Source organism: Nitrospira sp. SG-bin1, from assembly GCA_002083365.1.
Taxonomy (GTDB): Bacteria; Nitrospirota; Nitrospiria; order Nitrospirales; family Nitrospiraceae; genus Nitrospira_D.
Map to the genome: position 1 here is coordinate 82803 of LVWS01000008.1, position 14374 is coordinate 97176.

The 14374-nt window shown below is 54.2% G+C and carries 13 protein-coding genes; 5 read left to right on the forward strand and 8 right to left on the reverse strand.

Going from position 1 to position 14374, the window contains the following annotated elements; genetic code table 11:
• Window positions 1-27: 27 nt before the first annotated feature.
• Window positions 28-3564 carry a ribonucleotide-diphosphate reductase subunit alpha gene (locus A4E19_14830; protein ID OQW37004.1) on the reverse strand — a complete coding sequence of 1179 codons (3537 nt, stop codon included), beginning with the start codon at window positions 3562-3564 and terminating at the stop codon, window positions 28-30.
• Window positions 3565-3843: 279 nt separating this feature from the next.
• Entirely contained in the window at window positions 3844-4215 is a 372-nt protein-coding gene (locus A4E19_14835; GenBank protein OQW37005.1) for a hypothetical protein, read from the reverse strand.
• 129 nt (window positions 4216-4344) lie between these two features.
• On the opposite strand from A4E19_14835, the gene A4E19_14840 reads away from it, so the two are divergent.
• A complete protein-coding gene (locus A4E19_14840) occupies window positions 4345-4638 on the forward strand; it encodes a hypothetical protein (protein OQW37006.1) in 294 nt (97 codons plus the stop codon).
• 523 nt (window positions 4639-5161) lie between these two features.
• Here A4E19_14840 and ampG read toward each other — a convergent pair.
• Both ampG and A4E19_14850 read right to left on the reverse strand, forming a co-directional pair.
• Window positions 5162-6457, reverse strand: a complete 1296-nt coding sequence (gene ampG / locus A4E19_14845; protein ID OQW37007.1) for a muropeptide transporter AmpG — start codon at window positions 6455-6457, stop codon at window positions 5162-5164.
• A gap of 186 nt (window positions 6458-6643) precedes the next feature.
• Window positions 6644-7045: a hypothetical protein gene (locus A4E19_14850; protein ID OQW37008.1), complete on the reverse strand. Its 402-nt coding sequence runs from the start codon at window positions 7043-7045 to the stop codon at window positions 6644-6646.
• A gap of 110 nt (window positions 7046-7155) precedes the next feature.
• Here A4E19_14850 and A4E19_14855 point away from each other — a divergent pair, with 110 nt between their 5' ends.
• The 4 genes from A4E19_14855 to A4E19_14870 all read left to right on the forward strand — a co-directional run bounded on the left by A4E19_14855 (window position 7156) and on the right by A4E19_14870 (window position 11495).
• Window positions 7156-8490, forward strand: a complete 1335-nt coding sequence (locus tag A4E19_14855) for a hypothetical protein (GenBank protein OQW37009.1) — start codon at window positions 7156-7158, stop codon at window positions 8488-8490.
• Window positions 8487-9818 (forward strand): tRNA-2-methylthio-N(6)-dimethylallyladenosine synthase MiaB, encoded by a 1332-nt coding sequence (locus A4E19_14860; protein OQW37010.1) that lies wholly within the window; start codon window positions 8487-8489, stop codon window positions 9816-9818. Before A4E19_14855 ends, A4E19_14860 begins: the two co-directional genes overlap by 4 nt.
• A gap of 386 nt (window positions 9819-10204) precedes the next feature.
• Complete coding sequence (locus A4E19_14865; GenBank protein ID OQW37011.1) at window positions 10205-10393, forward strand: hypothetical protein; 189 nt, start codon at window positions 10205-10207, stop codon at window positions 10391-10393.
• 91 nt (window positions 10394-10484) lie between these two features.
• Window positions 10485-11495, forward strand: coding sequence for a hypothetical protein (locus A4E19_14870; GenBank protein OQW37012.1), 1011 nt, complete (start codon window positions 10485-10487; stop codon window positions 11493-11495).
• Between the two features lie 16 nt (window positions 11496-11511).
• On the opposite strand, the gene A4E19_14875 is transcribed toward A4E19_14870, so the two are convergent.
• The 4 genes from A4E19_14875 to A4E19_14890 form a co-directional block, all read right to left on the reverse strand.
• Window positions 11512-12228: a hypothetical protein gene (locus A4E19_14875; GenBank protein OQW37013.1), complete on the reverse strand. Its 717-nt coding sequence runs from the start codon at window positions 12226-12228 to the stop codon at window positions 11512-11514.
• Complete coding sequence (locus A4E19_14880) at window positions 12225-12632, reverse strand: DNA mismatch repair protein MutT (GenBank protein ID OQW37044.1); 408 nt, start codon at window positions 12630-12632, stop codon at window positions 12225-12227. Before A4E19_14880 ends, A4E19_14875 begins: the two co-directional genes overlap by 4 nt.
• Before the next feature lie 7 nt (window positions 12633-12639).
• A complete protein-coding gene (locus A4E19_14885) occupies window positions 12640-13353 on the reverse strand; it encodes an adenine glycosylase (protein ID OQW37014.1) in 714 nt (237 codons plus the stop codon).
• Between the two features lie 102 nt (window positions 13354-13455).
• Window positions 13456-14334: a hypothetical protein gene (locus tag A4E19_14890; protein OQW37015.1), complete on the reverse strand. Its 879-nt coding sequence runs from the start codon at window positions 14332-14334 to the stop codon at window positions 13456-13458.
• Between the last annotated feature and the right edge of the window lie 40 nt (window positions 14335-14374).

Sequence of the window (14374 nt, forward strand, 5' to 3'; positions counted from 1 at the left end):
CGCATGCCCTTCATCCTCGTATCTCTCCTATGAGCATCCACTCGTGGCGCCGCACGTCACACATTTCAGACAGGTACCGTTCCTGACCATAGTGAACTGTTTACACTCAGGACAAGGATCTCCCTCATAGCCCTTCACCTTGGCGTCTTTCGCACTTTGGACTTCCGTCAGGGTAAGGGTTTCCCGCATGATCTCCACTTGTCGGGCGACACTGTGCCCGTTTCCGTGTCCGTTTCCTTTTCCACCGTTCCGACGGATGGGAAGATGTTCCGTCAGGACGGAAGATTTGGCCAGCGCGTCGAGATCTGCTTCCTCCTCGAAGCATTCAGGATCCATATCGTCCCGTTTCATCGAATCCATGCGCAGATCTTCTTCTTTTACTTGCGCCAGGTCATACCGGTCAAGATACGTGACGGCTAATTCGCGGAAGATGTAATCGATGATCGAGGTCGACATCTTGATGCGATCGTTCAATTTTACCGGGCCGTTCGGCTCGAACCGGGTAAAGACGAACGCCTCGACAAATTCCTCCAGCGGCACACCGTGTTGGAGCCCGAGCGAAATGGCGATCGCAAAACAATTCATCAGGCTTCTGAACGCCGCGCCCTCCTTGTGCATGTCCAAAAAGATTTCCCCGACGGTTCCATCATCATACTCGCCGGTGCGTAGATAAAGCTTATGTCCGCCGACAATCGCCTTTTGGGTGTACCCATTGCGCCTGCTCGGTAACGGACGCCGCTTGGCGAGATAGCGAAACATCACCCGTTCGGTAACTTTCTCCGCCATCTCCATGACATTGGTCGCAGCTTCAACAGCCTTGCCGCTGTCGGTCGAAGCACTCAACGGTTGACTCAATTTGGACCCGTCGCGATACAGAGCCACCGCTTTGACCATGCTTTTCCATGCGAGCAAATAGGCCGCCTTGACGTCTTCGACCGTGGCATCGGCCGGCATGTTAATGGTTTTGCTGATCGCGCCGCTGATAAACGGCTGGGCGGCGGCCATCATGCGGATATGCGCATTGACGGCAATGGAGCGTTGCCCGATCCGGCCGCATCGATTGGCACAATCGAACACGGCGAGGTGTTCCGCCTTCAAATGCGGCGCGCCTTCCACCGTCATGGTCCCGCAACAGAAGTCGTTTGCAGCAGCGATCTCTTCTTGTGTAAAGCCGAGCGCCCTCAGCATATTGAAGTTCGCTTCGGTCAGTTGGGCCTCGGTCAGACCGAGCTTTTCGATGCAGAAGGACTCTCCAAACGTGAACTTATTGAACACGAACTGAATTTCGAACGCTTGTCCCAAACTGTTCTCCAAGCGGCCCAATGCCGCGTCGTCGAATCCCTTTTGACGCAGCGTGTCGTGATTGATGAACGGCGCACCCTTGAGCGTCTGGGCCCCGACGCAGTAACGAACGACATCCTGCACTTGCTGGTCCGTATAGCCGAGGTTGCCCAAGGCGATCGGCAAGCTTTGATTGATGATCTTGAAGTACCCTCCACCGGCCAGCTTCTTGAACTTCACCAAGGCAAAGTCCGGTTCGATACCGGTGGTATCACAATCCATGACCAACCCGATCGTACCGGTCGGAGCGATCACCGTGACTTGCGCATTGCGATACCCATAGGCCGTTCCCAGTTCAAGCGCATGATCCCACGCTCGTCTAGCGGCGAGAAGGAGATCCGGAGGACAATATTCTGGTCGGATTCCCACCGGAGCAATCGTCAGGCCTTCATATTCCGAATGCGGAACTTGGTATGCAGCCCGCCGGTGATTGCGGATCACCCGCAGCATGTGTTCTCGGTTTTTTTCGTAACCCGGAAAAGGCTGCAACTCAGCCGCCATTTCGGCCGAGGCGCTGTAGGCTTCGCCGGTCATGATGGACGTGATGGCGCCGCAGATCGCCAGGGCCTTGGGCGAATCGTACGGAATCCCCTGGCGCATGAGGATGGTGCCGAGATTCGCATACCCCAACCCAAGCGTCCGGAAGTGATAACTTTTTTCGGCGATGGCTCGGCTGGGAAACGAAGCCATCAGTACGCTGATCTCCAACGCGATCGTCCACAGCCGAACGGCATGGCGGAAACTCTCCATCTCGAATTGTCCATCGGCGGTGTAGAACTTCGTAAGGTTGAGAGAGGCCAAGTTACAGGCCGTATCGTCCAAGAACATGTATTCGGAACAGGGGTTGGACGCATTGATGCGGCCATCTTCGGGACAGGTATGCCACTCGTTGATCGTGGTATCGTACTGAGTTCCGGGATCGGCGCAAATCCACGCCGCCCAGGCGATGCGGTTCCACAGCTCTCTCGCCTTGATGGTCTTACAGACCTTGCCGTTCGTTCGGCGTTTGAGTTCCCAGTTGCCGTCGGCTTCGAGCGCAGCGAAAAACTCGTTGGGAATCCTGACGCTGTTGTTTGAGTTTTGGCCGGAGACGGTTTGATAGGCCCTCCCATCCCAATTCGTATCGTACTCGTGAAACACGAAATGCGTGAACCCTTGCTGTGCATAGGAGAACATTCGCTGAATGTAGGCCTCGGGCACCATATCGCGACGGGCCGATGTCAGGGCCTCGCGCAAGACCGGATTGGTCTTCTGGTCGAGATCCAGCCTGAGCGCCCCTTCGCCATCGACTGTATGGCAGGCTTTCAGCACGGCGTTGAGGCGCTGCGCACAAATCCTTGACCCCGTCACCATTGCCGCGACTTTCTGCTCTTCGATGACTTTCCAATCGATGAATTCTTCGATATCCGGATGATCAAGGTCCAAACAGACCATCTTGGCGGCACGGCGCGTCGTGCCGCCGGACTTGATCGCACCGGCGGCTCGATCCCCGATCTTGAGGAACGACATAAGTCCCGATGACTTCCCGCCGCCGGAAAGTCCCTCGCCATCCCCGCGCAGCTTCGAAAAATTCGTCCCGGTCCCGGAACCGTACTTGAATAACCGGGCCTCTCGGACCCACAGATCCATGATCCCGTTTTCGTTCACGAGGTCATCCTCGATGGATTGGATGAAACAGGCGTGAGGCTGAGGATGTTCAAAGGCGTTGGTGGCTTTCACCACTTCGCGGGTCTGGGGATCGACGTAATAATGCCCTTGCGCCGGTCCGGACAACCCATAGGCATAATGAAGGCCTGTATTGAACCATTGGGGGGAATTCGGCGCAGCCATTTGGTGCGCCAGCATGTAGCACATCTCATCGTGAAACGACTCGGCGTCTTCCGGTGTCTTGAAATACCCATAGGACTTGCCCCAATGGGTCCAGCACCCCGCCATACGCTCGAAGACCTGACGGGCATCTCGCTCACCACCGAGTGTCGGTTTACCATCCGCGTCGACGAGGAGTTGTCCGTTTGAGTCACGCTGCGGAATTCCGGCCTTCCGAAAGTACTTCTGGGCCAATATGTCGATGGCCAATTGAGACCATCCCTCAGGAACATCGATATCCTGGAGCTTGAATACCGTAGAGCCGTCGGGATTCCGAATTTCGGACGAACGTTTCACAAACGTCATCCCCTCGTAGGGATTCTGCCCGCGACGGGTAAACCTTCGATCAATTCTCACGGTAGACCTCCTAAGAGAGGAAAAAGATTGTGGTTAATGGTTTTAATGAGGATCATTCAGGTATGGAGACCCTGTTTGTTTCTTGGATGTGTCTACATATAGCTATCATATTTTTTTGTCAACACCAAGTATTGTGGATCTTTGGGAAATGAGAGGATACGCTGTGAATAGTCACAACGCGAGTAACCATGCCTATTTTAGGGGATTAGCAACGAGGTTATCCACAGAAATGGGGGTGAGATCAAGGCCCCTCCAAATTACCCTGGCCTTTTTTTCTTTTTAAAAGGCCATTCGTCCGATTTTCAGCGTCGCCTCCTCGACACCTTGTATGGGAATGAACCGACCGCCGAGCCCCAGGACGATGACTTTCGTATCCGCCACCTGTGTTTCATATTGGCTCATAATTCCCCAGTTGTGTCGCGCTGTATTCGGCCGCACGATTGATTCAAGAAGTTTCCTGCTCTGCGACTGAAACACCTGCCGAATGAATTGTTGTTCTCGAGTCGGTGTACCCTGGTCCATTCGGTCTATCGCTTTGGTCAATTCTCGCTCAACGAAGCGCAAATAGTCGTCCATGGTCGGGTTCGACCATGCCAGCCCAACTGCCCCGGCGAGTGCACAGACAATCGCGCCTAAACGAAGGAGGCTCATGACATTCTCGGTACTCCCTTCAACTGCCTGTGATGAAATACCTCAACCGACCTGATTTGACAAACGACGGTCGGCCAATTAGCTTAGTCCGAATTCTGTTTACATAGATCATAGAACCTGGAGGAGGCCATGTTCGTCTGGAGCAAAAAACTTATCGGAGGCTTGTTAGGTGCATTCGTGCTGCTGTTAGGGATCTTCTTCCTCCAAGGCCCGTCCGAGAGTACGAGCGTGCTCAAGACACACACGACCCAGTGGATCATCTTGAACTATGCCTGCCTGCTCGTGTGGCTGTTTGTCTGGATGATCGACCAAGCACGAGTCCGCGGCAAGAACGTCTGGCTCTGGTTAGTGCCGTTCATCCTCGCCCCACTTCCAACCCTCATGATCTTCGTCCTATTCCTTCAGCGGCGGCTGTCTGCTTAGACAATCGTATGGCGATCTGTGGAGTTCAGCCTGTCCATATTTTCCTCTCTTCAAGTCAGAAACTGTCCAACATCATAGTTACCGATGCTCTTGGCAAGCGTCGCTGGTGATATCCCGTATTTATTCGATACATCCTTGTTCGCTCCAGCCCGTAAGAGCATAGCGATGATTTCACCTCGCCCTCGTGAACTAAAGACGGCATTAAAGAGAGGGGTATTGCCATTCTCATCAGGAGAAGCTTCGCGATAGCAATGACATATTCTTGTGCCGCAAAATGCAGAGTTGTACGACCATTGCGATCTTGAACGTTAGGATCTGCCCCAGACTTAAGGAGATGTGCTACAGCTGCTTCATGCTTCGCGATCGTTGCATGTATGAGAGCCGTGCTTTGATCTCGATCACGTTGATTGATATCCTCACCGCTCTTCAGCGCTTTCTGAATACCAATAAGTCTCCCTTAAAAACAAACTCGATTAAGCTCATTATTTTGCCTCTGGAGCAAAAAAAGAACAGATTGCCATTGTCATTTGGAAACGGGCGAGGCTGCTGGTTCCAGAACAGAGGGTTGGTCGACGTTTTTCTGTTCTGGCTCGATGGAACGCCGGATCCGCCAGACCGCCCAGAGACCCGGCAACGCCACCACTACAGTCAAAACAAAAAATTGGGTCCATCCCACCAGAGCGACGACATCAGCCGATGGGCGGCCGGCAAAGACTCGTCCCAACGCCTCTAGCGAAGACAACAGCGCGAACTGGGTCGCCGTATACCGGGCATCGCAGAGCGACATGACTAACGCCACGAACGCGGCAGTCCCCATGCCTCCAGTCACGTTTTCGATTACGACCGCAGCCGTAAGCATACTCGAACTCTTGCCCACCAACGCCAGGACGACGAATCCCAAATTTGAAACAGCTTGCAGGACACCGAAGATCAGCAACGACCGTACGAGTCCGGACTTTGTCATAAACAGCCCACCGATAAAGGCTCCTATCAACGTGGCAAAAATCCCGAGCCCCTTCACGGCTCCGACCTCCGTCGCGGAGAAGCCTAATCCTCCGATCAGAAAAGCAGTCTGGAGCGCCGAGGCAAAGGCATCTCCAAGTTTGTAAAGAATGATCACGGCCAAGAACCCCATCGCCGTGGGCCTTGAAAAGAACTCCGCCAGCGGCGCCCCGACTGCTTCCTTGAGACTTTGGGGAGCATTGGCAACGATCGTCGGATCAGGGCTGACCAAGGTGATCACCACCCCCGCGACCATGAGGGCTGCCATCGCCAGATAGGTCATCTGCCAGCCGACATGATCAGCGAGCGCCAATGCGCCGGCCCCGGAAGCCAAGAGCGCGACTCGATAGCCATTCACCCAGACGGCGGCGCCCAGCCCCCGCTCGTGAGGCTGGAGCGTGTCCGTTCGATAGGCATCGAAGACAATGTCCAGCGAGGCGCCTAGAAATGCGACAAGCACAGCATAGGCCGCCAGCCATCCAGGATGAATCTTCGGATTAGTCACGGCCATGAGCCCAAGACCGATGGCGACACAAAGTTGCGTCACGACCATCCATCCGCGACGCCGTCCCAACCAAGGAGGCACCAGGCGATCCATCACCGGAGCCCACAAGAACTTCAGCGTATAGGGCAGGCCGACCAGCGTGAAAATACCGATGGTCTTGAGATCAACCCCTTCGACCGTCAGCCAGGCCTGGAGAGTCCCGGACGTGAGCGCGAGCGGAAGGCCGGATACAAACCCTAACGGCAACATCACGATGAGGCGCCGGTTTAGCAACGCAGCGAAGTTAGATGACTCTGGCGTCACGGTACGCACCCATACGAGAGTGGATCAAATCGGACTCATTGATGTGCAGCAAGGCCCCCAGCTGGAACGCAGAATACCATCGCCGCCCGCCGTGACTGAGCAGAATCAATAAACGTGCGCCCTTGGACAAAGCTCAGAACGAACGGATACCGCGAAGAACTCTCAAGACTCGACATTAGCCGGCTGGCGTGGAAATTAACAGGGTTGTCCGTTGAACAAACACGGCTTGTACCGCGAGATGTCGAAATCGGTATTTTCCTGATAGACCTTCTCGTTGCCGTTGACGCCGTCTTGCTCAGGATCGTTCCACATGGTGTGGTTCCACCAATAGAACAGCGGTTGAGCTTCGGTCTGGTAGACGGGGTTTCCGTAGCTGCTGCGGGAGTATTCTTGAACCAGCCGGGCCGTCACATAGTCGACCTGGCCGTTTCCTCGAAGGGAATAGAGCAAGATAAATAATCGGGCCTCATGGTCATACAGTTCATCCACGCGTGTATTAAGATCAGGTTCTTGAGGAAGAGCATCTGTGCTCCAGCCCGACGCAGGAAGACTCCACAAGGCGCACGCCAGAACAACAATGAGCGCACGACGGCCCATGCCCCTCACTCTTACCCCAAAGACTTGGATGTAATCAGATCCCGCCTCTTACCGGTACGGTACTCACAAGCGACCTTGCCGGAATACGCATCCCCTCCCTATAATGGACTATGGTGACCCGTGCATCTCTACATACGCTCGGCTGCCGGCTGAATCAAGCCGAAACCTCGATACTCGGGGAAGGACTGAGGCGCAAGGGATTCGAGCTTGTCGAGTTCGGTCAACCGACCGACCTTCTTGTGCTCAATACCTGCGCCGTGACAGAGGATGCCGAACGGACATCGCGATACTTGATCAGAAAGACACTGAGGCATTCTCCTCATGCTTTTATCGCCGTGACCGGCTGCTATGCCCAGACGGGACTTGAAAGCCTCAAGCAACAAGTCGGAATTGACCTCATTGTGGGCCACCAATACAAGCTCGACCTACCGGCCTACCTTCCAGCCGCTCACGTCCTACGTAAACGGTCTGCCATGGAAGTGCACCATACAAAAACAATGGCGCGTGGAGACTTCGCTCTGCCGCATTTTGCCGAGCCTGATTCCACCCGCGCGCTGCTCAAGATCCAGGACGGCTGCAGCACCATGTGTAGCTTCTGTATTATTCCGTTCGCAAGGGGGCACGAGCGGAGTCGAACGTTCGCTGATATCCAACGTGAGGTTGAACGCCTCATAGAACGAGGGTATCGGGAAGTCGTGCTGACCGGAGTGAACATCGGTCAATATGATCACCAAGACCGAGACTTCTGCTCGTTACTTCGCTGGTTCGACCAAACGGCGAACCTCGAACGGATCCGCATTTCCTCGATCGAACCTACCACGGTCGACGATGAATTGTTGGATCTCCTCGCCTCGTCGAAAAAACTTTGTCCCTATCTCCATATCCCCTTGCAGAGCGGAGATGACCGGATCTTAGAATCCATGAATCGGCGTCATACAATCAAGACCTATCGCAAGCTCATTGAAACGGCACTCACAAAAATTCCAGACCTTGGTCTTGGGACCGATCTCATGGTCGGATTCCCGGGTGAGACGGACGCGGCATTTCAGAACACCTTAGCCGTTGCAACGGACCTTCCCTTTTCTTATCTCCATGTGTTTCCTTATTCTCCACGGCCCGGAACCGCCGCACTTCGCATGAAGCAACGGGTCTCTTCGGCGACGGTAAAAAAACGAACCAAAATACTATTGGATCTCGATCGTGCCAAGCGACTCACCTTCCACAACAAACAAATTGGGAAGACCGTCTCGGTCTTATTTGAAAAAGGGATTCAAGACGCCTCACGCTTCGGCACGACCCCCAATTTTACGAGAGTGGCGGTGGCAAACTCTGCGGATCTTCAGAGTCGGATCATGCCTGTGACGGTTACCGCTGCAACAGACCGCTGCGCGTTCGGCCATCTCGCCTCCGCCCAACCGCTGAACTCTGCAATGGCGCTGCTATGAGCCTGAAAATCCTTCCGTACGTCCATATCGAGACCTTCGGCTGCCAGATGAACGAGTCCGATAGTGAACTCGTTCGCTCAATGTTGAAGCAACAAGGCTTCGTCTTCACGGAGGACCGCGAACGTGCCGATGTTGTGTTGGTCAACACCTGCGCCATCAGAGAGAATGCCCACAACAAGATCTATGCCCATCTCTCGGAGTTGAAAGCGGTCAAGAAACAGCGCCCCCTCGTCGTCGGCGTCCTCGGCTGCATGGCTCAGAACTTAAAGAGCGATCTTGCGGACAAGGAACCCATCATTGACGTCTTAGCCGGTCCCGATTCGTACAGACAGCTTCCCTCGTTGCTGACCACTGCACTTGAAGCGCAAGAGCAAGGACTTGCTCGGAAGAGGTTTGCGCTCGATCTCTCCGAGTATGAAACCTATGAAGGGATCCTGCCGGACCGCGACAGCGGCGTGAATGCATGGATTACCGTGATGCGAGGCTGCGATAATTTTTGTTCCTTCTGCGTCGTCCCCTATACCAGAGGCCGTGAACGGTCGCGCGATCCGGAGTCCATTCTGCTTGAAGCCCGTGACGCCGCCGCCCGCGGGTTCAGGCAAATGACGTTGCTCGGTCAGAACGTGAATTCTTATCGCCACGGAGAATGGGACTTTGCCAAACTCATCAGTGCCGTCGCCGACCAACCGGGCATCAAGCGCGTCCGGTTTACCTCTCCGCACCCCAAAGACTTTCCTCCGGCACTGATCGAAGCCATTGCCACACATCCAAGGATTTGCAAACACATCCATCTACCGCTTCAGTCAGGAAGCGACCGAATCCTCGAACTGATGGGGCGGACTTATACCGGAACCGAATACCTGGCACTGGTTGATCGCATTAGGCACGTCGTCCCTGACGTTGTCCTGACCACGGATATCATCTGTGGCTTCTGTTCCGAATCCGAGGACGACTTCCAAGCCACCGCTCGCTTGGTGGAACAGGCCCAGCTTGATTCAGCCTATATCTTCAAATATTCGGAACGGAAAAATACGATCGCGGCGAGGAAATATATCGACGATGTGCCGGAACAGGTGAAGGGCCAGCGGGTGTCCCAGCTGGTTGAGCTCCAACGTACGATCACAGCGGCACGCAACCGCCGATACATCGGCAAAGATATCGAGATTCTGATCGAGGGTGACGCGACCCGCTCATCAACTCAAGCCATGGGGAAAACCGACGGGAATGTCACGGTCGTCTGGGAGAAGAGCACTGGCCATTTTGAACCTGGCACCCTCACGACGAAACATATCTTTGATGCCTCGGCCGCAACTCTGTATGGAAAATGAGAACAAGGGGCACGTGTATAAGCTTCGCGCCTAGGATGTCTGTCTCACTCAACACTGCGGACAATTCTGCACACTCAGCGGTCAAGCTGAACATTTTCTGACGCTTTCCCTAACCGTTTTCTTGTGGTTCCACAGCCGTCCGTTCTCTATGTTCATTCAGTTTTGTCTCGCTTATGACTAGACTTGCCATCGATTGTCCAAACCTTCTCCTCGTTCCGACCAAATCTTTTGATGCTAACCCCATGATTACCAAGGCGCCTCTAGAGCCCTTCTCCCTGGGCGTGACAGCTAGGCTTAACCTCCGACACTGAATTTTATTCGAGATTACTCCTAGGCCTCCAAAGGCAATACCACCCGTTCCTTCCAAAGTGAATAAGGCATGAACTTTGCTCAATTTCGCGTCGATCCGCGATCGTTATCAGGAACTTCTTCGCGTCATGAAGCCCGCTGACTCTGACTCAAAGCCCAATCCCAACCCTTCTGATTCCCGCATCACACTCGAAACGATCATTTCAGTCGGAGTATTCGGATGGTTGACCATCGGCATGGTGTTGATGGGTTTAGGTATCTGGTAGACCGACATTCGAACCACAAGAGATTCGGATGTTTTGTCAAATGGCAAGAACGGCCCCCTCGGTCACAAGACCACATGTGAGGAGATCCCAAATGAATGCTTATCTCAATATCCGCAGTTCTCAATATGTCGGCACATTGATATCGCTCAGCTTGATGGTGGCGGGATGCTCAATGTTTTCCGGAGAAGCCAAGCTTCAGAAAAATGCCAAAGGATCAGTCTACCTCAAGGAAATTGCGGATTGGTCGTTTGAAGCCAATCACCCCGCCACCATCGATCAAATGACGATGCTGAAAATAGTCAAAGGCGTTGTAACGGACGACGTTCAGAAAATGACAGGCAACATGCCCGCCAGTGGCAGCAAGCCGATGAGGGTATTCAGCGATGAAGACGCCGAATTTCTTGCTCCCCTGCTAGCCCAAGGCTTATCGCAAGCGAAACCGGAGCAGATTGTCGGTTTCAAGGTGTCTCCATCGGCAGGGTCAGGCACTGAACCCACAGCGGGCACCCTCTATATGTCCAAAGGATCGATCCATCTGACGATCGCCTCTTCTCAAAACAGGAAGGTCACGGGGTTCACACCTAGTTCTGCCGCCCGTCTTGAAAAGGCTCCCTCGTTCATTGCCTTAGGAAGTGGCGCTATGACGATGATCATCGATCATCAGGCTCTTGCCAAAGGACCGATGCCAGGTTCGCCTGCTGCTGCAAGCGCCTCAAAGGCCGCCCCCGTATCCGCGTCTCAGGCCGCTTCAGTTGCACCATCCGCTATACCGGCACCGATCTCTTCGGCGGCAAAAGTATCGCCGTCACTAGATGATTCGCTGTTAGACCCTCAGGAGTTCCATGGACACAGCCGGAAGGAATTGGGTACGCCGGAATCGGCGTCGGACGAACTGTTGAACAGAAAATTGGATGAACTCCGTCAAGCCCGGGAAGCCAATAAGCTCAAAGACTCCGAGATCGCGATGTTGAAGAAGGAAGCCGCATGGATGAAACAGGAATTGCGTCAGCGCGCAGAAGAAGTCAAAGCGATGAAGGCCAGCAAAACTGTCACCAAATCAATTCCTAAAAAGAAATCGGCAGAGGCCTATCCAACCCGTTGATCGGCCGAGTGATCGATCATTCGACATCGTAGACCTCAGGCTGCAGCAGAACCACCTCTTTGGACAGAGGCTGACGAAAGTTCATGCGACAGTAGCAGGCATACGTCACGTAGGTATCTTGGAGACAGTACTGTGCCAGCTCACGTCCCTGCCTCTTCTCCCACATCTCCGCGACTTGCTCCCCACTGCCTGATTTCGTTTCGACATGCAAAGCTCGAGCTAATACATCAAGTTTGATCCACCCCCTCGTATCCCAATTACTCCAGATGGCCATGGTGTCATAAACCGGTTCGGTACGGAATTTCGCCAGATTGATGTCGAGGCTGGGTTTCACTTGATTGATGATCGACCGCTTTCTAATGAATGGCAGATCGAAGCCTAGTCCGTTATGCGTGATAAACAGAGTCGGACGGTCCAGGGCCAATCTGGCCCAGAATTGACGGAGCAGCTCCCGTTCGTTCGGTCCGTACCAGGCGACGGCGCTGCGTGCTTCCATCTGATCGGAAAATTCGAGCAGACCGATGCAGACAATGCGGCTGAACGTTCCATCGTATGCCGACTTGGCGTATGACTCGTCTTCCGCACGGCGCTGTGCCTCGGCGGCTCCTGCAGAAAAAAGGTCATAGCTAGCTTCCCCTAAAGAAGCATCATGACCGGCGGGAGATTTCCCCGCTAGGCGAGCCCACTCCTCACGTGGGAGTTGAACCGTTTCTATATCCAGCACGACCTTCATCTCGAAGCTCCGAACGCATCGCGACACAAGGACTCGATCACCGTGAAGTCCGCCGGAGGAAACTTAAACTGTATGAGATCGCTGGGATGCACCCATCGGATCTCCTCACAACCGACAGGAACCGGTTCCCCCTCCTCGATGGCACATCGAAAAAAATGTAACTCTATGATTTTATCCAGATAGTCGTGTCGAATGACCCGATATGGGATAGGGAGGTCGATTCGAATGTTTAGCTCTTCAAAGAGTTCCCGTTGCAGACATTCCGTGAGCGATTCGCCTGTTTCCCGCTTTCCACCGGGAAATTCCCAGAAACCGGCTAAGTGGGAACCTAGCTTTCGACGGGCGATGAGGTAGCGACCGTCACGGTGAATGAGTCCTGCCGCCACTTCAATGACCTGCATGATCAGCCTACTACCGTTCACGCGTCACCGGACTGAACGGATATGTCTTACAGAGCGACTTCATCGGACACAGGAGACAATAGGGGTCGCGAGCGGTGCAGACCATCGCTCCGAAGTCCATGAGCGCCTGGTTAAAGTCATACCCCTTCCCCGGCGGAATCAACGCTTCTGACAATTCCCATAACAGCGTCTTCTGTGCTTTGGGCTCACCCCCCGCCACAAATACCCTGTGTAGGACACGAATCACGTTCGTGTCCAGGATGGGTGCATCTTCATTGAAGGCGAAGGAGCGAATTGCCCCGGCCGTATACCGCCCAATCCCTTTGAACGAGAGCAACTCGTCGGCGTCATTGGGTAATTTTCCTCCGTACCGCTCCACTGTCTCGCAAGCGATTCCGTGGAGCCGCTCCGGGCGGATATTATACCCAAGGGGATACCAAGTCTTCTTGACATCGGCGACCGGAGCTTCGGCCAAGTCTTGGAAACTTGGATAACGTGCCAAAAACTCGTGGTACTTGGGGACAACCCGATCAACTTGGGTCTGCTGAAGCATCACCTCTGAGACGAGGATATGATAAGGGTCCGACGTTTTTCGCCAGGGCAAATCACGGCCATGCTCCCCATACCACTTCAAGAGTCTCCGCTGAAACCGACGCTTTGCAGACAGACCTGGGAATACCACCGTACGAGGCTTTTTCTTGTTGGCAGGACGTCGCGCGGGCATGGACAGACCTCTCCTCTCACAGTCTCTCAACCGCGGCATTGTAAAAGTCCCCTCTCATCAAAATCAAATGGACTCCTCAACTCTTTGCGGTGAAGGAATGTTTTACGTCATGTTGATACAGGCGGAGGGTGAGGAAGTTGAAACGGTATAGATCTTGAGACGAGGCTCGTTCTGAAAACTCACTTCGGCTCGCCGCGCCGACCTCTCGTCGCAAAATACACCGAAGACCGTGGCACCACTCCCCGACAGCAGGGCCATCTCAGCCTCTTCAGCCAGAAGTTTCTGCTTGATTTCGTGAAGAACCGGGTGAGCCTTGAACACTGCGGTTTCGAAATCGTTTTCGGCCGCTTGGAGCACCTCTTCCCATGAGAGTTCCGATGCTTGCCGCAACGCCGCATGGATATCCGAAAGAGGTCGTACCCCTGATCGGCTTACGGAGAGTTGTTGATACGCCCACTTTGTTTCGACCGGGAACCCGGGATTGATCAGAACGACCCACCGGCTTCCCTTGATTCGTACCGGAGCGACCTTCTCGCCTCGCCCTTCCACAGTCGCGGAGGGAGCGAAAAAGAAGAAAGGAACATCACTTCCGAGTGTTTGACCGATATGGGCCATTTTCTCGACTGACCACCCTAAGTTTAACAGCTGGTTCAGCCCGACAATGGTCGCCGCGGCATCACTGCTCCCGCCCCCCATCCCCGCTCCCATTGGAATTCGCTTTTTCAGAGTCATATCTAAGCCGACGGTGCGTCCACTCTGTTCGAGGACGGCCGCCGCGGCACGATAAACCAGGTTTGAAAGATCGGTCTTCAGCGAAGGATCGTCGCACTGCAAGATGATGGTCGAATGGTCGGCACGAACGGAAATCGAAAGCTCATCCGCCAGCTGCACCGTCTGCATCAGAGACCAGAGATTGTGATAACCGTCAGGGCGGCGGTCGAGAATGCGAAGGACAAGATTGATCTTCGCGGGCGCGAACACGGTTAGGGAAGCAGGTACGGCGCTCGTTCCAAAAGAAAGG

Excerpts from the sequence above, each read along its gene's own strand:
- A4E19_14850 (OQW37008.1), bottom strand. The coding sequence starts at position 7,045 with ATGGGCCGTCGTGCGCTCATTGTTGTTCTGGCGTGCGCCTTGTGGAGT.
- A4E19_14885 (OQW37014.1), bottom strand. The coding sequence starts at position 13,353 with ATGCCCGCGCGACGTCCTGCCAACAAGAAAAAGCCTCGTACGGTGGTA.
- A4E19_14855 (OQW37009.1), top strand. The coding sequence starts at position 7,156 with ATGGTGACCCGTGCATCTCTACATACGCTCGGCTGCCGGCTGAATCAA.
- A4E19_14835 (OQW37005.1), bottom strand. The coding sequence starts at position 4,215 with ATGAGCCTCCTTCGTTTAGGCGCGATTGTCTGTGCACTCGCCGGGGCA.
- A4E19_14875 (OQW37013.1), bottom strand. The coding sequence starts at position 12,228 with ATGAAGGTCGTGCTGGATATAGAAACGGTTCAACTCCCACGTGAGGAG.
- A4E19_14860 (OQW37010.1), top strand. The coding sequence starts at position 8,487 with ATGAGCCTGAAAATCCTTCCGTACGTCCATATCGAGACCTTCGGCTGC.
- A4E19_14840 (OQW37006.1), top strand. The coding sequence starts at position 4,345 with ATGTTCGTCTGGAGCAAAAAACTTATCGGAGGCTTGTTAGGTGCATTC.
- A4E19_14870 (OQW37012.1), top strand. The coding sequence starts at position 10,485 with ATGAATGCTTATCTCAATATCCGCAGTTCTCAATATGTCGGCACATTG.